Genomic DNA, 20,098 nt, shown 5'->3' on the forward strand with positions numbered 1-20,098 from the left:
CCCGCTTCGACATCCGCACGGGCTCGCCGTTCTCGACGAGGTTGACCAACTGTCCGATGATGCCGGGGACGCTCGGCGCCGGCGCGGTCAAGGAAGAGGGCGGCTACGCGGCGAAGGCGGTCGCGGCGATCGCCACCCCCTACGTCAAGCCCGAGAACGTGGTCGACCTCGGCGGTCCGCAGGCGCCCGTGGCCTGGCCCGGCCCGGCGCTGCCCGGCGACCGGCTCAATGCCAACCTCGACGTGGGCTGCGTGACGGCCGAGGGCGACGAGGCCAAGGCGGTGCTGGCCGCGGCCGGCAAGGCCAATGCCGCCACACCGTGGGAGTCCGGCGGCAAGCAGTGGTCCGTGCTGCTGCGCCCGATACTGCCCGACGAGAGCGGCTGTGCGGACCTGGCGAAGCAGGCCTGACGTACGCCCTCCTCTAAAGTGTCGAACATGGACTTTCTGGACGCGATCAAGGCCGCCACCCGCGAAGTGGGCCAGCAGAACCTGCCCGAGGGCCCGGCGCGCTCGGTGGTCCTGCGGCGCAGCTTCCCGGCGCCCGCCGACGACGTCTGGGACGCGCTGACCGATCCGGACCGGCTCGGCCGCTGGTTCCTCCCCGTCACCGGCGATTTCACGGTGGGCGGGCTCTATCAGATGGAGGGCAACGCGGGCGGCCGGATCCTGCGCTGCGAGCGGCCGACCGAGCTGGTCGTCACCTGGATCTTCGGCGCCGACATCGCCACGACCACCGGCAGCGAGGTGCACCTGACGCTGTCGCCGGAGCCGGACGGCGGCACCGAGCTGCTGCTGCGCCACGTCGCGGTGGTCGACCCGCAGCTCTGGGCGCAGTACGGCCCCGGTGCCACGGGCGTCGGCTGGGACCTGTCGTTCCTGGGCCTGGGCCTGCACCTGGCCGGCGGCGGTCTCGAGGACGCCGAGGGCTGGGAGGAGTCGCCCGAGGCGCAGGCGTTCATGGTGGCCAGCGCGGAGGCCTGGGGCGCGGCACAGCTCGCCGACGGCGCTCCACCCGACGAGGTGACGGCCGCGGTGGCCAACACGATCGCCTTCTACGCCCCCGAGGACTAGGCGCGCCCTAGCCGACGCCGAACGGCGCGCGGTCGTCGCGGACGTCGGACCAGACGCCGCTGCGGTCGATGCGCCGTTGCGCCTCGCCGAGGTCGATGTCGTAGATGTCGCACAGCGCACGGGCGGAGGGGAGCAGCTGGAGCCCGCCGTCGCGCAGGACGCGCAGGACAGCCGTCTCGGTGGCGCCGTCGCGCGCTTCGGCGGACGCCTGCTGGACCAGGTCGGCATAGCCGGTAGGGAGCGGCATGATCGCAGTATCCCCCGTTAGGGTGGTGCGCGGTCTACCCCGTACTTCCGGATCGATCTTTGGGATTTGATCCTTCGGATGGTGTAACTGGACTGGCACCGCCGGTAAGGTGTCGGCGTTGACATGGCGTCGCGGGGCGCAATGCATGGGAGGTCGGGAAGTGCCGGTCACTGGCCAGCGGGTGGTTCGGCGTGCCCTCGGGCGACGGCTGACCAAGTTGCGGCTCGCCAACGGCAAGTCCCGCCGTGAGGTCGCGGAGGCCAAGCTCGGCATCTCCGAGCCGACGCTGCACCGCATCGAGACCGGCAAGGTTCCCGTCACCGGCGCCAACGTGCGGGCGCTGTGCTGGCTCTACGGCGCCGACCAGAGCGTCACCGACGCGCTCGCCGAGCTGGCCCTCGGCACGTCGCGCGAGGAGTGGTGGGACGGCAGCCCGGTCATCCCGGACTGGTTCAAGCTCTACGTCGGCCTCGAGGCCAGCGCCTCGAAGATCTGCACCTACGACGGCGAGATCATCCCCGGCGAGCTGCAGACCGAGCAGTACGCGCTGGCGGTGTTCGGCGCCGAGCAGCCCCGTGACGACGAGGCCGTGCACCGGCAGGTGAAGCTGCGGATGCAGCGCCAGCGCGCGCTACTAGCCCGCGCCCCCCGCCTGGTGACCGTGCTGGGCGAGGGGGCGCTGAGCCGACCGGTCGGCGGCCGGACGGTGCTCGACGGGCAGATCGAGCACCTGCGCCGCACGGCCAAGCGCGACAACGTGGAGATCCGCGTGCTGCCGTTCGCGGTCGGCGCGCACGCCGCGATGGCCGGCGCGTTCCGCATCCTCGACTTCGACGATCCCGACGACCCGGACGTGGTCTACCTCGAGTCCCACGTCGGTGCCCTCTATCTGGAGGAGGAGCACGAGGTCGCCGAATACCGCCGGGTCTTCGATCTGGTGACCAAGGCCTCCGTGGCCTTGGAGAACTTCTGAGCCCTCTCCCCGGGGCGACAGCGTTCGGTGCCTTCGGGCATAGTGGACCTTGACGGTTGGCGACCTTGGACCCTGGGGAGGGCTCGTGGCTTCTGTCGCGAACGACGGCAACAACAAGCCCGCGACCGCGGCCCGGATCTACGACTTCCACCTGGGCGGCACGCACAACTTCGCGGCCGACCGGGCCGCCGCGCAGGCCATCACCAAGATGTTCCCGTTCGTGCCGCTGCTGGCCCGCACCAACCGCGCCTTCCTCGGCCGCGCCGTGCGGCACCTGGCCGGCCAGGGCATCACGCAGTTCCTCGACGTCGGCTCCGGCATCCCGACCGAGGGCAACGTGCACGAGATCGCCCAGGAGATCGTCCCCGAGGCGCGGGTCGTCTACGTCGACATGGACCCGGTCGCCGTCTCGGAGAGCCTCGACCTGCTCGAGGGCAACGACAACGCCACGGCGATCCGGGCGGACCTGCGCGACCCGCAGTCCATTCTCGACCACCCGCAGGTCCGCAAGATCATTGACTTCGACCAGCCGGTCGGCCTGCTGATGGTCGCGGTGCTGCACTTCGTCTCCGAGGACGAGGCCGCGGCCGGGGCGGTGCGCGAGCTGCTGCGGCCCCTGGTGCCGGGCAGCTACCTGGCCATCTCGCACGGTTCGGCCGAGGGCATGCAGCGGGACCTGACCGACCTGGACAACGCGCAGGACGTCTACAAGCGCGACACCGCGACGCCGTTCGTCCTGCGCAGCAAGGCACAGGTCGGCGGCTGGTTCGAGGGGCTGGAGCTGGTCGAGCCCGGCGTCGTCTGGCTGCCGGAGTGGCGTCCCGCGCCCGGCGACCCGCAGGACTTCGTCGACCGGCCGACCGAGAGCGGCGGCGTCTGCGCCGTGGGCAAGGTGCGCTGAGGCACCCGCGAACGCGTGCGCCGGGCCGGTTTTCCGGCCCGGCGCTCTTTCTTTGTGTCTGTCGTGCTCAGTCGGTCAGCAGCTGGTCGAACTCGCCGCCCTTGGCGCCGAAGAGGAACGAGTCCCATTCCTCGGTGGTGAACCGCACCAGGCCACCGGAACGGTTCTTGCTGTTGCGCACCTCGATCCAACCTTCGTGGCGGCGCGCTTCCACGCAGCTGCCACCGTTGCCCGTCGATCGGCTGGACATGATCCATCCCGTGCTGTCCGGCATGGGGTTAGTCCCTTCTGGTCATTTGACGTGGAAACTGGCGCCCACCACGGTTTCCGGCAAACCAGACACCCGCAAGGTCAAAAACCAGAAGTTGCTCTGGGTAGTCGAAGATCGGCACCGTGTGCCTGTTTCGAGCTTCCATCGCTCCACTTGCTCCTGGTAGAGACCGATATTGGGCGTGCGGTCGGCGGCTTGCTTCTTTCACCATGAAACCGCGAGGTACATAGCGTAACTGAAACTCGCGCCGATGGATGACCTCAGGATGTTAAAGATCGCCGTGAAATCTTGCACGCTGATGTGCCGGCTGCGATGCTCATCTACACAACGCCTCCCGCGAGCTCCCCCAGCACCGCACACCGCGACGGAGATGATCCGCATGGCCGCGCCCCTGCTCGACCCCAACCTCCGCACGGAACCCGAGACCGTTCCCAACGCCGGCTTCCAGCCCGGCACCTGGGTCTGGGTGCACACGTCGGGCAGCTGGCGCCCCGGGATCGTGCTCCACTCCTCGCCGCACGCGGCGACGGTCCGCTACCGGCCGGCGGAAGGTCGAGGCACCAGCGTGGACACCGTGACCACCCACTCGCTGGCCGCGCGCAAGGACGAGGACCCCTATCTCGACGGCGCGCCGCTGCGCGTACTCCGCTGACCGCATCTTCGTCCACATTGGATTAGATGCTCTGGGCGGCCGCCAGGTTGCCTCGATCGGCCGAGAGTTTTTCCACTATCCGTCGCCGGGAGTGACCAGCCCCGTCTCGTAGGCCAGGACGACCGCCTGCGCCCGGTCGCGTAGCCCCAGCTTGGCGAAGATGCGGGCGACGTGGGTCTTCACCGTCGCCTCACTGAGCGTCAGGGCGCTCGCCAGCTCCGTGTTGGACAGTCCACGGCCGAGCAGCGTCAGCACCTCGCGTTCCCGGGGTGTCAGCGGCGTCAGCTCGGTCTGTTTCGCGGGCCGGTCCTCCTGCCGGTCCTCGATCGCGAAGCGCTGCACCAGCCGCCGCGTGATCGACGGCGCGAGCAGGGCGTCCCCGGTCGTGACCAGGCGCACCGCGTTGGCCAGGTAATCCGCCGTGACGTCCTTGAGCAGGAAGCCGCTCGCGCCGATCCGCAGCGCCGCGTAGACGTACCGGTCGAGGTCGAAGGTCGTCAGCATCAGCACCCGGCAGCCGCTCTTCTCGTCGAGGATCAGCCGGGTCGCGTCCAGCCCGTTCATCGTCGGCATCCGGATGTCCATCAGCACGACGTCCGGGCGCAGCCGCCGGGCCGCGGTCACCGCCTCGGCGCCGTCGCCGGCCTCGCCGACCACGTCGATGCCGCGGGCCGTCAGGATCAGGCGGAAGCCGGTGCGGATCAGCTCCTGGTCGTCGGCGATCAGCACCCTCGGCGTCACGGGTACTCCACCGGGATGCGGGCGCGGACCCGGTAGCCGCCGCCGAGCCGGCGCCGCGCGTCGAGGTCGCCGCCGTAGACCGCGACCCGTTGCCGCAGGCCGAGCAGCCCACGCCCGGTGCCGTCGGTGCTCCGCGGTTCCGGCCGGGCGCCGGTCAGCACGCTCGGGCCGCTGGTCAGCACCTCGACCCGCAGCGAATGCTCGGCGTACCGGACGGTGACCTCGGCCTTTCCGCCCGAGCCGTGCTTGAGGGCGTTGGTCAGCGCCTCCTGGACGATCCGGTACGCGGTCACGTCGACACCGGACGGCAGCGGTCGGGGCTCACCGGAGATCCGCACCTCCACCGGCAGGCCGGCGAACGCGATCCGGTCGACGAGCGGCGTGAGCCGGCGCAGGCTCGGCTGCGGTTCGTCCGTTGTCTCCCCGTCGGCCTGCGGCGCCAGCAGGCCCAGCATGTGCCGCAGCTCGGTCATCGTCGTGCGGCCGGCACCTTCCACGGCCGACATTGCGGCGACGGCGTCGTCCGGCAGCGTGGTGAGCACCTCGCGGGCCGCGGTCGCCTGCACCACCATCAGGCTCACGTTGTGGCTGACGATGTCGTGCAGCTCGCGGGCGATCCGGGCCCGCTCCTCCTCCACGGCCTTGTGCGAGGCGGTCTCCCGCTCGCGCTCGAGCAGCCAGCCGCGTTCCTCCAGGGCACGGCGGTGCCGGCCGCGGGCACGCAGCCACGCCACGCACAGGCCCGCCGCGACCGCGGTCGCGAGGGCGGCGACCAGCCAACCCACCCCACCACCATCCCAGAACCAGGCCCGGCCCGCGTCATCCGCTGGGCCCAGCCGGCTACATCCCGGGTATGACGGTGGTGCCGGATTGCATCCAGCGGCGGACGCTCGCCGGGGCCGTCGGTGGCTAGCTTGCTTGGCATGACCACAGTGGTGCGGCTGGAGAACGTCCGCAAAGAGTACGGCGACACGACCGCGCTGGCCGGCGTGTCCCTGGAGATCCGGGCCGGCGAGGCCGTGGCGGTGATGGGGCCGTCCGGGTGCGGCAAGTCCACCCTGCTCAACATGATCGCCGGGCTGGACCGCCCGACGTCCGGCTCGGTGGTGGTGCACGACCAGGACCTCGGGCGGCTCAACGAGACCAGGCTCGCCCTGTTCCGCCGCCACCGGATCGGCATGATCTTCCAGTTCTTCAACCTGCTCGACGACCTGCCGGCGCTGGACAACGTGGCGCTCGCCGGGCAGCTGACGGGGTCCCGGGTCGCGACGGCGCGACAGCGGGCCATGGAGCTGCTCGACGAGCTCGGCGTCGCGGACCGCCGCAACGTCTACCCGGCGGCGCTCAGCGGGGGCGAGCGGCAGCGGGTGGCGGTCGCGCGGGCGCTGATGAACCGGCCCGGACTGCTGCTGGCCGACGAGCCGACGGGGGCGTTGGACAGCCGGTCGGGCGAGCAGGTGATGGACCTGCTGCTCGACCTCAACCAGATCGGGCAGACGCTGCTGATCGTCACGCACGACGAGCGCCTCGCCACCCGCTGCGCGAGCCGGGTGGTCGAGCTCGCCGACGGCCGCGTCACCAACGAGCGCGCTCTGGAACGCGCATGAACGCCGTGTGGCGGGCGGCGCGGGCGGCGGTGCGGCGCCGGCGCGTGCAGACCTTTGTGATCGGGCTGGTCGTGCTGTTGTCGACCACGACGATCGTGGTGGCGTTGGCGCTGTTGTCGGCCACGTCCGCGCCGTTCGACAGGGCCTTCGCGCGGCAGGCCGGGCCGCACGCGATCGCGGAGTTCGACCCCGCGGTCGTCACCGCGGACCAGCTCACCGGCGCGCGCACGGGGGTGGCGGCCGCGGTCGGGCCGTTCGGCCTCGCGACCCTCCTGCCCGAGGAGCGCGTAGGGCCGGGGCCGCGGGGGCCGCTGCGGGTCGTCGGCCGCGGCGACCCGGGTGGCGAGGTCGACAAGCTCGACCTGTGGCGCGGCCGGTGGCCGGCGGCGCCCGGCGAGATCGTGCTCAACGAGCCGGTGCACGACATGCTCCCGCCGGAGGGCGCGACGATCACGCTGGGCGGGACGCGGTTCACCATCGTCGGCTGGGCGTACAGCCTCGCGGGTTCGGCCGACGCGTGGGTGACCCCGGCGCAGCTCGCGGCGCTGCGACCGACGGAGATCCAGATGCTCTACCGGTTCACCGGCGACGTGTCGAGCGCGGCCGCCGTCGAGCGGTCACTGGCCGCCGTGACGGCCGGGCTGCCGCCGAAAGCGCTGGTCGCCTCGCAGGCGTACAACGTCGTCAAGGAACGCGTTTCCATGGACGTCGCGGTGTACGTGCCGCTGCTCGCCACGTTCGGCGTGCTGGGCCTGGTCGTCGGGATCGTGATCGTCGGCAACGTGGTCAGCGGCGCGGTCGTCTCCGGCTACCGGCACATCGGCATCCTCAAGGCACTCGGGTTCACGCCCCGCCAGGTGGTCGCCGTCTACCTGCTGATGGTGTCGGTGCCGGCGGTCGTGGCCTGCGTGCTCGGCACCGTGCTGGGCACCGTCGCGGCGCAACCGCTGATCCGGGACGGTTTCCAGGGGCTCGGGCTGGATCCCGGCGGCGTGGCCAACGGCTGGATCTGGCTGGCCGTGCTGGTCGGCGTGCCGTTGACGGTGCTGCTCGCCGCGTTCGTGCCGGCCACCAGGGCACACCGCCTGTCGGCGGCCGAGGCGATCACCGCGGGCAGCGCGCCGCGGGTCGGCCGCGGCACGCGGGTGCAGCACCGGCTGGCGGGCGTACGCCTGCCGCGGGCGATCTCGCTCGGTCTGGGACAGCCGTTCGCGCGGCCCGGCCGGACCTCGTTCACGGTCGCCGCGGTCCTGCTCGGCGTCACCACGGTGACGTTCGCGACCGGGCTGGCCAACACCCTGGTCCGGGTCGCCGCGATCCAGGACCGGTCCGACGGGCAGGTCGTGGTGAACCCGTCCGACGGCTCCACCAGGATCGTGCCCGACGGGGCGCCGCCGCCCGCGCCGCCGGTGGCCACGACCCGCACCGACGCGCAGATCGAGGAACTGCTGCGCGGGCTGCCGGGCGCCGCGCGGGTCACGGCCAGGTACACCCTTCCGGTGTCGGTCGTGGGTGAGACCGAGGCGCTCGACGTGAACTTCTTCCGCGGTGACTACTCCACGATGGGGTACGCCGACGAGCTCACGTCAGGGCGGTGGATGTCCGGACCGGGGGAGACCGTCGTGGCGGCGCAGTTGATGCGCGAGCGCGACCTGTCGGTCGGTGACCAGTTGACGGTGCGGCTCGGCTCCGCGCTGCGAACGCTGACCATCGTCGGAGAGGTGATGGACGGCCCCAACGGGCCGCCGAGCATCGTCGCCGACTGGACCGTCCTCACCGCGCTGGCACCGGACCTGGACGTCCCGGTGCACGAGGTCAGCTATCAGGTCCAGCTCGTCGACGGCGGTGACGTCGCGGCGTACGTCCGCGCGGTCCATGCCGCCGACGCGGGGCTGGACGCCTGGGACACCTCGCAACTGAGCGACATGCTGGTGACGATCGTCGGCTTCGCGTCGACGCTGGCCCTGCTGCTGTCCACTGTGGCCGCCCTGGGTGTGTTCAACACGGTCGTGCTCAACGTCCGCGAGCGCCGGCGGGACCTGGGGATGCTCAAGTCGATCGGGATGACGCCGCGCCAGGTCGTCACGATGGTGCTGTCGTCGATGGTCGTCGTCGGCGTCGCCGGTGGTCTGCTCGGCATCCCCGTGGGCGTGGTGGCCCACCGTTTCATCGTGCCGGAGGCCGCGGACGCGAGCCAGGTGACGCTGCCGAGCGCCGTCATGGCGGTCTGGCACGCCCCGACCCTCGCCCTGCTGGCCCTGGCCGGATTGGCGATCGCGCTGATCGGGGCGCTGGTCCCGGCCGGTGGCGCGGCCCGGCTGACGATCGCCGAAGTACTTCACAACGAATGATCTCGTTATTCCGTTGCCCTGTCGCTTCGCACGACCTACCTTTGAATACAGACACCAACGAGCAAGGAGACCCGGAGATGTTGAAGCAGTGGGATTCGCGACGACCGCAACGGTGCATGCCGTGCGGCAACGCGACCCTGCCCAGTCTCGCCGGGTTGTCCGGTTACGAAGCCACAATTCACGCCGGTCGGTGGCCGACGTAGCGCTGCGTTTTTCGAGCGCTGACGCCGCCCACCCGCAAGGGACCGGGCGGCGTCTTCTTTTGCGTCGATCTCCTGTTGCAGATTCGCCCTGCTTTCCTACCGGGCCGATTGGTCCGGTTGGGTATGTGATTTGAGAACTCCACAGTGGATGGCATCCGTGTCCCTCGGCTCTTTTGCCGCCGAGGGACTTCGGGAACGACCGGCTCGGTGACCGGACCTGCTTTGGGAGCAGGAAGCGCGGGGTTCGACTCCCCGGTTCCCGACTTTGGGCCGTCGGAGCAGCGGAACGCTCACCTGACTCTCAATCAGGAGATCGCCGGTTCGATCCCGGCACGGCCTACGTCAATGCCAAGCGGTCGTGGTGAACTCGGCGGACACGTCGGTCTTCCAAACCGGAGAAGCGGGGTCGGTGCCCGCCGGCCGCTCTCTTTCGCCGAGGTGACCCAATCGGAAGAGGTGCCCGGCTCAAAACCGGGATGGTGCGGGTTCGAATCCCGCCCTCGGCACGCGCGGATGTGGCGCAGTTGGCAGCGCGGCACCTTGCCAGGGTGCAGGTCACCGGTTCGAACCCGGTCATCCGCTCTTCACCTCGACAATTTCGCTGAAAGGAGGCCCGGTGGACGTCCTGGTCATCAACGCCGACCTCGGCCCGCTCCACCGGGTCAGTCTGCGGCACGCCGTGCGGATGCTCGTCCGGCAGGTCGCCGAGGTCCACGAGTCCCGGCCCGACGGGCTGATCGGCGTCTATCCCGTGCCGACCGTCGTGCGCCTCGTCCGCTACGTGGTCACGAAGTGGCGCTACACGGCGGTGCCGGGCTGGTCGCGGCAGGGAGTCCTGATCCGTGACGGGCGCCGGTGCGGCTACTGCGGCGGCCACGCCAGCACGGTCGACCACGTCCTGCCCCGCTCGCGCGGCGGCCGCAACACCTGGACCAACACCATCGCGGCCTGCGACGGCTGCAACCAGCGCAAGGGTGACCGCACCCCGGCCGAGGCCGGGATGGTCCTGCGGCACGAGCCGACGACCCCGTCGTGGGCGTCACTCGCCCGGCGCTGACCGCGGCCGGCGGTCTCCCTACCGCCGGCCGCGCCTTCCCGGATCGTCCAACGGCAGGACGGCTGGTTCTGGCCCAGCAGATCGAGGTTCGAATCCTTGTCCGGGAGCTCGTGGCACTGCCCTCGTGGCCCAACTGGCAGAGGCGACGGTCTGAGGGGCCGTAGGTTGCGCGTTCGAATCGCGCCGAGGGCACGTTTCTTTTGTTTCGCCGCCGTAGCTCAGTTGGCCAGAGCGTCCGCCTCGTAAGCGGAAGGTCCCCGGTTCGAACCCGGGCGGCGGCTCGGGGGTGGGTGCAGGTGCACAGCGTTGCCTTGCAAGCTTCGCGTGCGCGGTTCGATACCGCGTCACTCCACGCAGGCCCGCGTAGCCCAACAGGAAGAGGCGTCCGGTTCAGGGCCGGAAGGTTAGGGGTTCGAATCCCTTCGCGGGTACTCACGGAATATGCCCTTGTAGCTCAATGGACAGAGTGCCGGTCTACGAAGCCGGAAGTGGAGGTTCGACTCCTCCCAGGGGCACACATCGGGCTGTGGCGCAGTTTGGTAGCGCGCTGCTTTCGGGAAGCAGAGGTCGTCGGTTCAAATCCGGCCAGCCCGACCAAGGAGGATAGCGCGGCACGGTGCCGCAGCCGGTCTCGAAAACCGGAGCCGGCCGAAAGGCCGCGGGTTCAAGTCCTGTGTCCTCCGCCAGCGAGAAACGGCTCAACAAACGCCAATCCAACGCAAGGTGGATAGCGTGGAGTCATGTCCAGTGTGGATTTCAAGCGCCGCTAGCTCAGCATGGTAGAGCAGCCGACTCTTAATCGGGAGATCGCAGGTTCGAGTCCTGCGCGGCGCACTTGCGGGATAGAGGAGCTCGGTCGTCCTCGCAGGCCTCATAAGCCTGAAATCGCGGGTTCGAATCCCGCTCCCGCTTCCACGTATCGTCCGGTCAGTTGGAAGAGCGACCATTCCCCCGTAGCTCAATGGCAGAGCAGGCCCCTGTTAAGGGCAAGGTTGTTGGTTCGAGACCAGCCGGGGGAGCGCACGCCCGGGTAGCTCAGCGGAAGAGCACTGCTTTCACACAGCAGCGGTCCCTGGTTCGATCCCAGGCCCGGGCACGGTTTTCTTGTCATATCTGGGATTCATGGGTGGCCACATGGCGCATTCCAAGGTGGACGCAGGCTGAACTGGTCGACGCGGTCGCTGAATCGAAGACATGGAAGGACGTCGCCGCCAGACTCGGCATAACGTCGAACTCGATGCACCTCCGGCGTCATGCGGACGCGCTTGGTCTTAGCTACGCGCATTTTTCGGGTAGGGCCTGGAGGCGTGGGGAGCATACGCCGCGGGTGTCAAACGACGGCATCTTCGTCGAGCACTCCACAGCCAGCCCTCATCTTCTTCGCAGTCGATACCTCCAAATGGTCACAGGCCGTGCCTGCGCCGTCTGCGGTATCACCGAGTGGTGTGGCCTACCGGCGCCGTTGCAGATCGATCACGCGAACGGGGTCAACAACGACAACCGCATGGTGAATCTCCGCCTCCTGTGCGCGAACTGTCACGCTCAGACGGAGACCTTCGGCGGGCGGAATGGCATGAGGAAGGGCCGGGCTCACCGAGCAAGGGTGAGGCGGTCAACGTGGTGGTCGTAGCTCAGTTGGAAGAGCGCCGGATTGTGGGTCCGGAAGGCGTGGGTTCGAGTCCCCGCGACCACCCCACGGGAGCGCGCCACCGTTGGAGAGGTGGGGCTGGCTGTAACCCAGTTGCTTCGGCTCAGGGGGTTCGAATCCCTCCGCTCTCACGATGCCCTCGTAGCTCAGCGGAAGAGCGCGGCCCTCCGAAGGCCGAGGTCGCTGGTTCGAATCCAGCCGGGGGTACGCGACGCAGGCGGGCGTTGGCTGCCCAGCCGCTGCTCATAACGGCGGTCCGCCCGGTTCGACACCGGGGCCTGCGACGTGGGGCCGCGGTGCGGTCCCGGCATGACGCACCTCCCCGGTGCGCAGGTGACGGCTACTTCTCCGGTGAACGACCCTGCACGGGTCGGCGGGATTCGATACCCGCATCATGCCGTCGCCGCCTTGATCTCGGGGAGCCCAGGCTGTGTGCCCGGTGCGCAGGTTCGGAGTTCTTCGCCCAGGGAGCGGGAGGTTGCGGGTTCGAGGCCCGCCGCCGGCCACGGCCGGTGTAGCTCAAGTGGTAGAGCGCCTAACGACGCCGGACCGGTTTGATCTCGGGCACCCACCCACGTCGTCGTGGCCTAGCTGGTGAGGGCGCTTCGCTGATAACGAAGAGATCGGTGGTTCGAGTCCACCCGACGACACGCGTTCATCTCGTACGCCATGGTCTGGTCGCGTTGCCGGTGCGGCGGGCGGTCTGCAAAACCGTTTCCCCGAAAGGGGCCCGGGGTTCGACTCCCCACCAGGCCTCGATGCCATCCACTGTGGAGTCCCACGGCTGACCGCTCCCGCTGGCGGAAGGATCCAACCGATGTCGAAGTTCAATGCCACGAAGACCCGCGCGGTGGGCGTCACGTACGAGGGCGCGCCGGGGTACGCGCGCGACCGCAAGACCGAGCTGTTCCTGCTCGCCGTGACCAACATGGTCGGCGAGGCCACCTTCTACGAGGCCGCCGACGACCGCGACAGCCGGTACGCCACGCTGGTCCGCGACGTCGCCGTCGCCGACCCGCGCTGGCTCGCCGGATTCCTCGGCTGGCTGCGCAGCGACGCGAACATGCGCTCGGCCGCGCTGGTCGGCGCCCTGGAAGCCGCGCGGGCGCTGCTCGCGGCCGGCGTCCCGGGCGGCCGGCAGATCGTCGCCTCGGTGCTGCGCCGCGCCGACGAGCCGGGTGAGGCGCTGGCCTACTGGACGTCGCGCTACGGCCGCACGATCCCGAAGCCGGTCAAGCGCGGCATCGCCGACGCGGTCGCCCGCCTCTACACGGAGTACGGCCTGCTCAAGTACGACACCGCCGCCAAGGGGTTCCGGTTCGCCGACGTCATCGACCTGGTGCACCCGGCGCCGGCCGCGCCGTGGCAGGGCGACCTGTTCATGGCCGCGCTGGAGCGCCGGCACGGCCGCGCCGAGGTGGTCCGCGCGTCGCTGCCGATGCTGGCCGCGAACGCGGAGCTGCGCCGGGCCGTGGTCGACGACCCGGGCGTGCTGCTCGCCGCCGACCGGCTGCGCGCAGCCGGCATGACCTGGGAGGACGTGCTGTCGCTGGCCGGCGACCGGCTCGAGCGGGCGGCGCTGTGGGCGGCGCTGGTCCCGGGCATGGGCTACATGGCCCTGCTGCGGAACCTGCGCAACCTCGACCGGGCCGGCGTCCCGGACGAGATCGCGGCCACGGTCGCCACGCGGCTGGCCGACCCGGCCCAGGTGGCGACGTCGCGGCAGCTGCCGATGCGGTTCCTGTCGGCGCACCGGGCGGCCCCGTCGCTGCGCTGGGCCTACCCGCTGGAGCAGGCGATCGGCCACGCGCTGGCGTCGATCCCGCGGCTGGGCGGCCGTACCCTCGTGCTGGTCGACACGTCGGGCTCGATGCACTCGTCGTTCAGCAAGGACGGCACGCTGCTGCGGTGGGACGCCGCGGTCGTGTTCGGGGTCGCCCTTGCGCAGCGCTGCGCGTACGCCGATGTGGTGTCGTTCTCGACCGGAAGCAAGGTCTTCCCGCTGCGGCGGGGCGAGTCGCTGCTGCGGTCGATCGAGCGCTGGAAGACGGACGGCTTCTTCATCGGGTACGGCACGGACACGGCGGAGGCGCTCCGGCGCCACTTCGCCGGCCACGACCGGGTGGTCGTGGTGACGGACGAACAGGCCTCGGCCGGCGGCGACGTCGACAAGGCCGTGCCGGCGAAGGTGCCGATGTACACGTGGAACCTTGCCGGCTACCGGCTGGGCCACGCGCCGTCGGGCACGGCCAACCGGCACACGTTCGGCGGCCTCACGGACCAGGCGTTCCGGATGATTCCGCTGCTGGAGGCGGGTCGGGACGCCGCGTGGCCCTGGGAGCTGCGCTGACCGCCGCCCTCGGCCGCGTAGGGTCGCACCACGTGGAAGGTCTGGCGTACACGGCGACACCGGGTGACCGCGCCCCGGACCGGCGGGCGGATCCGGGCTGGGTCGCGCAGCGGTTGGAGCGTGACGACACCCGGGTGGTGCCGATGTGGCGTGACCGACCGCTGGTCGCCGCGGCCCCGGTCACGCTCATCGGTCCGGCCGCCCGCGCCGTGCTCGCGGCCGCCACCCAGACGGTCCTGCTGCACCTCGACGGGTCGACGGCGGTGTTCGCGGCCGACCTCAGCGAGGTCGAGGAGGGCGAGGCGCTGCGGCTGGCCGGCGCGGACGCCAGCGTCGACCTCCGCGGCTTGGCGGGTGGCCTGCCGGGCCCGGAGCTTTCGACGTTGGCGTACGCGCGGGGCCTGCTGCATTGGAACCGGCGCACGCGGTTCTGCGGCACGTGCGGCAGTCCGGCGTCGAGCCTCCACGCCGGACATGTGCGCGAATGCATCCAGTGTGGACGCCAAATGTTCCCGCAGGTCGAGCCGGCCGTCATCGCACTGGTGGAGAGCCCAGGTCCCGCACCGCGCTGCCTGCTGGCCCGGCACCGGGGCGCGGGCCCCGACGGCTTCTCGTTGCTGGCGGGGTTCGTCGAGGTCGGCGAGAGCATGGAGGGCGCGGTGCGGCGCGAGGTCGCCGAGGAGGCGGGGCTCACGGTGGGCGCGGTGACCTACCAGGGGTCACAGGGCTGGCCCTTCCCGTCCGGCTTGATGGCGGGTTTCGTCGCCCGGGCCACGAGCGAGGCCGTCGCGGTCGACGGCGTGGAGTTGCTGGAGGCCCGATGGTTCACCCGCGGCGAGGTTGTCGCGCGGATCGTCGACGGTCCGGGTTCGGGACCGCCGGACTCGATCGGCGGTCACCTGCTGCGGTCGTGGGCCGGCCTGTCCGCCTGACCCGTCAGTCGAGGCAGCGCACAGCAACGGCGATGTGCTCCTGCTGCTCTCCGCCCGTGTCGCGGTGGATTGCCTTGATCTCGACGCGGTGCCGGTCCATCGAGACCGGTTCGCCGGGTGTGCCGGCCAAGCAGCTCGGGTATGTGTCGTCGGCGTGCACCGTGCCGCCGGCGTCCTGCCAGCCGTACGTGATCACCGAGTAGATCGTGTCGCTGTCGTCGGGTCCACGGGTCACGCCGTCGCGCTCGAAGGCGATGAGCCTGGTCTGCTCGTTGGACCAGGTCACGGTGCCGGTGATGATCTCCGTCCGGGCGGTGTGCGGATCGGCGCTCAGCTTCGCCGCCGCGAAGCCCAGGACCAGCCCGACCGTCGTAAGCCCCAGGCACAGCGCGGCCAGCCGGCGGCGACCCCGATTCGGCGGGGCGGCGACATTCTCGGGCGGGCGATCGACGGAGATCAGTGACACCCCCGCAACGTACCCGCACGGTTGGGTTCAGGTGGTGCGCTCGGCAGGATTCGAACCTGCGACCCTGGGCTTAGAAGACCCCTGCTCTATCCACTGAGCTACGAGCGCCTGGCGGGCGTCGCGCCCTGTGTCGGTTGGATTGACGGACAGCCAGGGCGTGACGATCTCGCCTGCACATATTAGGTTTCCACGCGTGCAGGTGACGAGCACCCGCTTTCTGCCCGTCCTGGTGTCGACCGCCGACCGGACGGTCGACGACGGGCACGTGCTCGACGAGTTCACGGACGGTATCGCGGTCGCCTACTCCTTCGGTCCTCCGTTCGGGGAAAGAATGGTCAGCTGGTCGGATCTTGATCGGCTGGCCGTCAACCGCCGTACCTTACGCCGGATGGCGATCGACCACCTCTACGACAACCTGCGCCGCGCGCAGATCCACGGTCGGCCGCCCGCGCTGATGCTCTCGTTCGAGGGCCTTGAGTCCAGCGTGCTGCTCGCGGCGGAGTTCTGGGACGAGCTGGCGCCGCGCGTACCCGGTGAGCTGGTTGTGGGGGTGCCTGCCCGGGATGTCGTGATTATCACGGGTAGTGAGTCCCGACCGGGTCTGTCCAAGGCGCGGCGGGCGGTCGAGCGGGTGTTCATGGCCGGTGACCGGCATCCGCTCAGCCGTGAGCTGCTGGTTTGGCGTGACGGGCAGTGGCTGCCGATGCTCGGTGGCCGGCGCGAGCCGCCGCCGGGGCCGCGCCCGCCGGAGCCGGGTTGGCGGCCCTGGGCCGGGCCGCCGCGGCCCGTCAGCTCGGAACCGGGCCCTCGCTGGCAGCCGCCGCGTCAGCGGCCGGAACCGGAGTATCCACCGCCTCCACCACCGCCGGGGCCCCGTCCGTGGGAGTCACGTACGCGTCGATCCAGCGCCCCACCTCGGTGAACAGGCGCTCTCTCGGCTGCGGCCCAGAGAGCGTGAGGTCGTGCAGGCCGCCGTCGATGCGCACCAGGGTGACGTGCTGGCCGAGGCGCGGCGCGTAACGGACGATGTGTTCGACGTCCAGCACCGCATCGGCCACGTTGATGCTTTCGTGCCATTTCGCGCCGCGGAATGTGCGGGTCGAGCAGGCGACCAGGATCGGGGCCTGGATCTCCAGGCCGGCCCAGAGCTGGCGGTGCGCGGCCCTGATCGCGCCGACCCAGCCGGCGAAGATCGGGAAGGCCTCGATCGGCTTCCAGGCCAGGTTGTAGTCCCACTCGCCGCGGTAGTTGATGTGCAGGCTCTGCCCGTAGAGGCTCTCCAGGCCGCGGGGGACCGCCCGGCGGGGTCGGCGGCGGCCCATCCGGGCGACGCCGGCGAGCACCGGGCCGCGCATCACCCACGGCATGTTGAACTCGAAGAACGGACTGTTCAAGAAAAGACCATCGATCATTTTTCGGTCACGCCGGGCATGTGCCCACAACGACGCGACCAGGCCGCCCGTCGAGTGGCCGTTGACGAGCAGCGTGTCGGCGCCGATCAGCTCGGCGGCGATGTCGAGCTCGGTGAAGTACTCGCTGAGGTCCGTGGTGAAGTTCGGCGTCTGGTGCGGCTGCAGGCTGCGGCCGTAGCGGCGCAGGTCGAGCGCGTGGAAGTCCCAGCCGCGGTCGACGTAGAAGTCCGCGAGGTGGGTCTGGAAGAAGTAGTCGACGAAACCGTGCACGTACAGGACGGCGCGGCCGGTCGGCTGTGCGGCGCGGCGGCTGACCAGCGTCGCGACCAGCGGTCCCTCGTCGTCGTGCCCGAGGTCGATGACCCGGCGCTCGTACGGTTCGCCGAGGACGTCTATCTCCACGTCTGTCACGATCCAGACGCTACCGCCCGCGTAGCACATCCTCACTTGATCGTTCGGTTTTCCACAATCCACAGCCGTGAGTCCGGCTCGTCGCCTTCGCCTGCGCCCCTGGGCAGGCTGGTGCTCCGAGTCGACTCCCTTCGTTCCTTTCTTGCTTCTGCTGTGGAGATGATGATGTTCGATACTTATGTGACGCTGGTCGGTAACGTCCTGACGGCACCGGAGTGGCGACGGACCACCAACACCAACACGCTGGTGGCCAGCTTTCGGGTCGCCTCGACCGCGCGGCGCTTCGACCGCGACAGCAACCGCTGGGTCGACGGCAACAGCCTGCGGGTCCGGGTGACCTGCTGGCGGCGCCTCGCGGAGGGCGTCGCGTCGTCGGTGATGACCGGTGACCCCGTGGTCGTGGTGGGCCGCCTCTACACGCGCGACTGGTCCGACACAGAGGGCAACAACCGCACGTCGTACGAGGTGGAGGCGGTGGCCATCGGCCACGACCTGTCGCGGGGCAAGGCGCGCTTCGTGCGCACGCGGGCCGCCGGCGCGACCAGCGAGCTCGACGACGACGATGCCGGCCTGCGCGCCCGCGGGGAGCCGACCGAGGAGGTCGCCGACGGCGAGGTGCCGGCCCGGTACGGCGACAGCGACGACCTGTTCGACGACTCCGAGTTCCCAGACCTGCCTGACGCGGCCACTGCCGTCGCCGGCGCGGGCGCTGGTGCGTCGGTGGAGGAGGAGCGGGTGCCTGTCTGACTCAGCCGGCGCGGTTGGCCGCCGGCTGCCCCAGCAGGGCGGCCAACACGGTGCCCAGGTAGGCCTCGAGCGCCGCGCCCTGCGGCACCGCGTCGGGGATCCGCACCACGAGCTGGATGTGGCCGATGTAGGTGGCGTAGGCGAACAGCGCCCGGCGGTCGGCCTCGGCAGGATCGAAGCCGAGCGCGGTGAGCTGCGTGGCGATGTAGGCGGTCCGCCGGGCCACGGCCCGGCGCATCGCCGGCGCCACCGCGGGGTGGTCGGCCGCCGCGTGCAGGTGCACCTCGACGGGCGCCCGCTCGGAGGCGGTGACCGCGACGAACAGGGCCCGTAGCCGCGCCACCGGGTCGGGTTCCGCGTCGACGGTGCGCAGGATCGCGTCGGTGTAGGTCTCGTCCCAGCTGCTCAGGGCGGCCTCGAGCAGGGCGTCGCGGTTGGCGAAGTGCCAGTAGAAGCTGCCCTTCGTGGTGCCCAGCCGGGCGGCCAGCGGTTCGACGGCCACACCGGCGAGGCCATGTTCGCCGATCGCGGTCAGCGCGGCGGCGGTCCAGTCGTCCGGTCCGAGGCGGGGTTTACGCACGACCATACGTTACCGTATGGTCTCTCCATACGGTTCCGTATGGAGGTGGCCAGATGGATCATGACGTGATCGTCGTCGGCACTCGCGCGGCGGGCGCCGCGACCGCGATGCTGCTGGCCCGGGCCGGGTTGCGGGTCCTGGCCGTCGACCGGGCCCGGTTCCCGAGCGACACCCTGTCGACCCACCAGGTGCAGGTGCCGGGCATTGCGCGGCTGGAGCGATGGGGCGTGCTCGACCGGATCGCGGAGGTGACGCCGGCGGTGCCGGTGGTGCGGCTCGACGCCGGCAGCGCCGTGCTCGAAGGGCGTTATCCGGCGGTCGACGGTGTGGATGCGCTCTACGGGCCGCGGCGCACGGTGCTCGACGCGGCGCTGGTCGACGCCGCGCGCGCGGCGGGCGCCGAGGTCTGGGAAGGGTTCGCGGTCGAGGAACTGACCCGCGACACCCAGAACCGGATCACCGGCATCCGCGGCGACGAACGCGGGGAGGGGAGGGGGAGGGGCCCCGATTCCGGCCGCGTCACGGCGACCGCCCGGCTCGTGATCGGCGCTGACGGGAAGCGGTCCACGATCGCCGAGGCGGTGGGCGCCGGCGCCTATCACGTCCGGCAACCCGCGACCTTTGCCTGTTACACCTACTGGTCCGGCGTCGAGGTGCCGCTCGGTTCCATCCACGTGCGGCCCGGGCTCACCGTCCCGGCCTTCCACACGAACGACGGGCTGGTGATGATCGCGGTGTTCGCGCCACTGGCGGAGTTCGACCGGTTCCGGGCCGATCCGGCCGCCGGTTATCTCGCGGCGCTCGACCGGTGCGGTGACCTCGGCCAGCGCGTGCGGTCCGGGGTCCGGGCCGAGAGGTTCCGGTTGGCGCCCGACGTGCCCAACCTGTTCCGGGCGGCGCACGGGCCCGGGTGGGCGCTGGTCGGCGACGCCGGGGTCGTCATGGATCCGGTGGCCGGCCAGGGCATCAGCAATGCCTTCCGCGACGCCGAGTTGCTTGCCGCGGCGGTCGTTCGGGGGCTCGGAGCCACCGGTGGTGGACTCGATGACGCGCTTGCCGGATACCAGCGGGAGCGGGACGCGGCCGCGGCGCCGGTGTTCGCGATGACCCGGGCGTTGGCCACTCTGCGCCTCTCGGCGGCGCAGCGGCTGCTGCTGTCTGCGATCGCCGACGATCCGGCGGAGACGTCGCGCTTTCTCGGGGTGCTCGCGGGCGTCGGGCGTTACGACGAGTACCTGCGGCCGGCCAACCTGCTCGGGCGGCTCGTGGGCGGTGGCGTGCGTCGGGTCGGTCGCGCGGTCCGACCGGGAGCGGCGGCGTGTGACAAGTCCGGTCGGCCGGTGATGCCGGCGGGCGAGAGTCCGGGTGCGTCGGTCTCCGGGTGAACGTGGGAGCCCGGGCGTCGTCGACCGCGGCCGGGCCGGCCGGTGCAGCGCGGGCATCAGCCGCGGCGGAGACCACGTTCGGCGGCGTCCA

At 70.8% G+C, this 20,098-nt stretch carries 17 protein-coding genes, 22 tRNA genes and 3 pseudogenes; 34 read left to right on the forward strand and 8 right to left on the reverse strand.

What is annotated here, in order from left to right:
* A pseudogene (locus AB0H87_RS13445) lies at positions 1–410 on the forward strand (hypothetical protein); the annotation flags it as partial.
* A gap of 27 nt (positions 411–437) precedes the next feature.
* Positions 438–1,073, forward strand: coding sequence for an SRPBCC domain-containing protein (locus AB0H87_RS13450; protein ID WP_360143713.1), 636 nt, complete (start codon positions 438–440; stop codon positions 1,071–1,073).
* Positions 1,074–1,080: 7 nt separating this feature from the next.
* Here AB0H87_RS13450 and AB0H87_RS13455 read toward each other — a convergent pair whose 3' ends face one another.
* Positions 1,081–1,320, reverse strand: coding sequence for a hypothetical protein (locus tag AB0H87_RS13455; RefSeq protein ID WP_360143716.1), 240 nt, complete (start codon positions 1,318–1,320; stop codon positions 1,081–1,083).
* A gap of 160 nt (positions 1,321–1,480) precedes the next feature.
* Between AB0H87_RS13455 and AB0H87_RS13460 the strand changes: the two genes are divergently transcribed.
* The gene (locus tag AB0H87_RS13460; RefSeq protein ID WP_360143719.1) at positions 1,481–2,293 is read left to right on the forward strand and encodes a helix-turn-helix transcriptional regulator; all 813 of its coding nucleotides are present in this window, start codon (positions 1,481–1,483) and stop codon (positions 2,291–2,293) included.
* 85 nt (positions 2,294–2,378) lie between these two features.
* Positions 2,379–3,194 carry an SAM-dependent methyltransferase gene (locus AB0H87_RS13465; RefSeq protein WP_360143722.1) on the forward strand — a complete coding sequence of 272 codons (816 nt, stop codon included), beginning with the start codon at positions 2,379–2,381 and terminating at the stop codon, positions 3,192–3,194.
* 67 nt (positions 3,195–3,261) lie between these two features.
* Here AB0H87_RS13465 and AB0H87_RS13470 read toward each other — a convergent pair whose 3' ends face one another.
* The gene (locus AB0H87_RS13470) at positions 3,262–3,444 is read right to left on the reverse strand and encodes a DUF397 domain-containing protein (protein ID WP_360143725.1); all 183 of its coding nucleotides are present in this window, start codon (positions 3,442–3,444) and stop codon (positions 3,262–3,264) included.
* 400 nt (positions 3,445–3,844) lie between these two features.
* Between AB0H87_RS13470 and AB0H87_RS13475 the strand changes: the two genes are divergently transcribed.
* Entirely contained in the window at positions 3,845–4,117 is a 273-nt protein-coding gene (locus AB0H87_RS13475) for a hypothetical protein (RefSeq protein WP_360143728.1), read from the forward strand.
* A 75-nt stretch (positions 4,118–4,192) separates the two neighbouring features.
* Here AB0H87_RS13475 and AB0H87_RS13480 read toward each other — a convergent pair whose 3' ends face one another.
* Positions 4,193–4,858 carry a response regulator transcription factor gene (locus AB0H87_RS13480; RefSeq protein ID WP_360143731.1) on the reverse strand — a complete coding sequence of 222 codons (666 nt, stop codon included), beginning with the start codon at positions 4,856–4,858 and terminating at the stop codon, positions 4,193–4,195.
* The gene (locus AB0H87_RS13485; RefSeq protein WP_360143734.1) at positions 4,855–5,643 is read right to left on the reverse strand and encodes a histidine kinase; all 789 of its coding nucleotides are present in this window, start codon (positions 5,641–5,643) and stop codon (positions 4,855–4,857) included. Before AB0H87_RS13485 ends, AB0H87_RS13480 begins: the two co-directional genes overlap by 4 nt.
* A 138-nt stretch (positions 5,644–5,781) precedes the next feature.
* On the opposite strand from AB0H87_RS13485, the gene AB0H87_RS13490 reads away from it, so the two are divergent.
* The 26 genes from AB0H87_RS13490 to nudC all read left to right on the forward strand — a co-directional run bounded on the left by AB0H87_RS13490 (position 5,782) and on the right by nudC (position 15,006).
* Positions 5,782–6,465 (forward strand): ABC transporter ATP-binding protein, encoded by a 684-nt coding sequence (locus AB0H87_RS13490; RefSeq protein WP_360143737.1) that lies wholly within the window; start codon positions 5,782–5,784, stop codon positions 6,463–6,465.
* Positions 6,462–8,816 (forward strand): ABC transporter permease, encoded by a 2,355-nt coding sequence (locus AB0H87_RS13495; RefSeq protein WP_360143740.1) that lies wholly within the window; start codon positions 6,462–6,464, stop codon positions 8,814–8,816. Before AB0H87_RS13490 ends, AB0H87_RS13495 begins: the two co-directional genes overlap by 4 nt.
* Positions 8,817–9,209: 393 nt before the next feature.
* Positions 9,210–9,282, forward strand: a tRNA-Pro gene (locus tag AB0H87_RS13500).
* A gap of 4 nt (positions 9,283–9,286) precedes the next feature.
* Positions 9,287–9,359, forward strand: a tRNA-Glu gene (locus AB0H87_RS13505).
* Positions 9,360–9,371: 12 nt separating this feature from the next.
* Positions 9,372–9,444 (forward strand) — tRNA-Gly (locus tag AB0H87_RS13510).
* A 7-nt stretch (positions 9,445–9,451) separates the two neighbouring features.
* A tRNA-Leu gene (locus AB0H87_RS13515) sits at positions 9,452–9,525 on the forward strand.
* Positions 9,526–9,528: 3 nt separating this feature from the next.
* A tRNA-Gly gene (locus AB0H87_RS13520) sits at positions 9,529–9,601 on the forward strand.
* A gap of 34 nt (positions 9,602–9,635) precedes the next feature.
* Complete coding sequence (locus AB0H87_RS13525; RefSeq protein ID WP_360143743.1) at positions 9,636–10,076, forward strand: HNH endonuclease; 441 nt, start codon at positions 9,636–9,638, stop codon at positions 10,074–10,076.
* Between the two features lie 36 nt (positions 10,077–10,112).
* Positions 10,113–10,183 (forward strand) — tRNA-Gln (locus tag AB0H87_RS13530).
* Positions 10,184–10,194: 11 nt separating this feature from the next.
* Positions 10,195–10,268: transfer RNA gene (locus AB0H87_RS13535), tRNA-Leu, on the forward strand.
* A gap of 15 nt (positions 10,269–10,283) precedes the next feature.
* Positions 10,284–10,357, forward strand: a tRNA-Thr gene (locus tag AB0H87_RS13540).
* Between the two features lie 76 nt (positions 10,358–10,433).
* A tRNA-Leu gene (locus tag AB0H87_RS13545) sits at positions 10,434–10,507 on the forward strand.
* 12 nt (positions 10,508–10,519) lie between these two features.
* Positions 10,520–10,591 (forward strand) — tRNA-Arg (locus AB0H87_RS13550).
* A gap of 5 nt (positions 10,592–10,596) precedes the next feature.
* Positions 10,597–10,673 (forward strand) — tRNA-Pro (locus AB0H87_RS13555).
* A 1-nt stretch (position 10,674) separates the two neighbouring features.
* Positions 10,675–10,762 (forward strand) — tRNA-Ser (locus tag AB0H87_RS13560).
* A gap of 74 nt (positions 10,763–10,836) precedes the next feature.
* Positions 10,837–10,910 (forward strand) — tRNA-Lys (locus tag AB0H87_RS13565).
* A 2-nt stretch (positions 10,911–10,912) separates the two neighbouring features.
* Positions 10,913–10,991 (forward strand) — tRNA-Met (locus AB0H87_RS13570).
* A 32-nt stretch (positions 10,992–11,023) separates the two neighbouring features.
* Positions 11,024–11,095 (forward strand) — tRNA-Asn (locus AB0H87_RS13575).
* Between the two features lie 5 nt (positions 11,096–11,100).
* A tRNA-Val gene (locus tag AB0H87_RS13580) sits at positions 11,101–11,172 on the forward strand.
* A gap of 524 nt (positions 11,173–11,696) precedes the next feature.
* A tRNA-His gene (locus tag AB0H87_RS13585) sits at positions 11,697–11,772 on the forward strand.
* A gap of 1 nt (position 11,773) precedes the next feature.
* Positions 11,774–11,855 (forward strand) — tRNA-Tyr (locus AB0H87_RS13590).
* Positions 11,856–11,859: 4 nt separating this feature from the next.
* Positions 11,860–11,931 (forward strand) — tRNA-Arg (locus AB0H87_RS13595).
* Between the two features lie 369 nt (positions 11,932–12,300).
* A tRNA-Ile gene (locus tag AB0H87_RS13600) sits at positions 12,301–12,374 on the forward strand.
* Positions 12,375–12,405: 31 nt separating this feature from the next.
* A tRNA-OTHER gene (locus tag AB0H87_RS13605) sits at positions 12,406–12,475 on the forward strand.
* A 66-nt stretch (positions 12,476–12,541) separates the two neighbouring features.
* The gene (locus tag AB0H87_RS13610) at positions 12,542–14,074 is read left to right on the forward strand and encodes a TROVE domain-containing protein (RefSeq protein WP_360143746.1); all 1,533 of its coding nucleotides are present in this window, start codon (positions 12,542–12,544) and stop codon (positions 14,072–14,074) included.
* Between the two features lie 32 nt (positions 14,075–14,106).
* Positions 14,107–15,006, forward strand: coding sequence for an NAD(+) diphosphatase (gene nudC / locus AB0H87_RS13615; RefSeq protein WP_360143749.1), 900 nt, complete (start codon positions 14,107–14,109; stop codon positions 15,004–15,006).
* A gap of 4 nt (positions 15,007–15,010) precedes the next feature.
* On the opposite strand, the gene AB0H87_RS13620 is transcribed toward nudC, so the two are convergent.
* The gene (locus tag AB0H87_RS13620) at positions 15,011–15,472 is read right to left on the reverse strand and encodes a hypothetical protein (RefSeq protein ID WP_360143752.1); all 462 of its coding nucleotides are present in this window, start codon (positions 15,470–15,472) and stop codon (positions 15,011–15,013) included.
* Positions 15,473–15,504: 32 nt separating this feature from the next.
* A tRNA-Arg gene (locus AB0H87_RS13625) sits at positions 15,505–15,580 on the reverse strand.
* 91 nt (positions 15,581–15,671) lie between these two features.
* On the opposite strand from AB0H87_RS13625, the pseudogene AB0H87_RS13630 reads away from it, so the two are divergent.
* Positions 15,672–16,043 (forward strand): annotated as a pseudogene (locus tag AB0H87_RS13630) (hypothetical protein); the annotation flags it as partial.
* Between the two features lie 217 nt (positions 16,044–16,260).
* On the opposite strand, the gene AB0H87_RS13635 reads toward AB0H87_RS13630, so the two are convergent.
* Positions 16,261–17,286: an alpha/beta hydrolase gene (locus AB0H87_RS13635; protein WP_360143779.1), complete on the reverse strand. Its 1,026-nt coding sequence runs from the start codon at positions 17,284–17,286 to the stop codon at positions 16,261–16,263.
* 174 nt (positions 17,287–17,460) lie between these two features.
* On the opposite strand from AB0H87_RS13635, the pseudogene ssb reads away from it, so the two are divergent.
* Positions 17,461–17,829 (forward strand): annotated as a pseudogene (gene ssb, locus AB0H87_RS13640) (single-stranded DNA-binding protein); the annotation flags it as partial.
* A 214-nt stretch (positions 17,830–18,043) separates the two neighbouring features.
* Here the strand turns inward: ssb and AB0H87_RS13645 are convergent.
* A complete protein-coding gene (locus AB0H87_RS13645) occupies positions 18,044–18,622 on the reverse strand; it encodes a TetR/AcrR family transcriptional regulator (RefSeq protein ID WP_360143755.1) in 579 nt (192 codons plus the stop codon).
* Between the two features lie 53 nt (positions 18,623–18,675).
* Here AB0H87_RS13645 and AB0H87_RS13650 point away from each other — a divergent pair, with 53 nt between their 5' ends.
* Positions 18,676–20,007, forward strand: coding sequence for an FAD-dependent monooxygenase (locus tag AB0H87_RS13650; protein WP_360143758.1), 1,332 nt, complete (start codon positions 18,676–18,678; stop codon positions 20,005–20,007).
* Positions 20,008–20,098 lie beyond the last annotated feature (91 nt).

Origin of the sequence: Asanoa sp. NPDC050611 (genome assembly GCF_040654855.1) — a bacterium.
Lineage (GTDB): Bacteria > Actinomycetota > Actinomycetes > Mycobacteriales > Micromonosporaceae > Asanoa.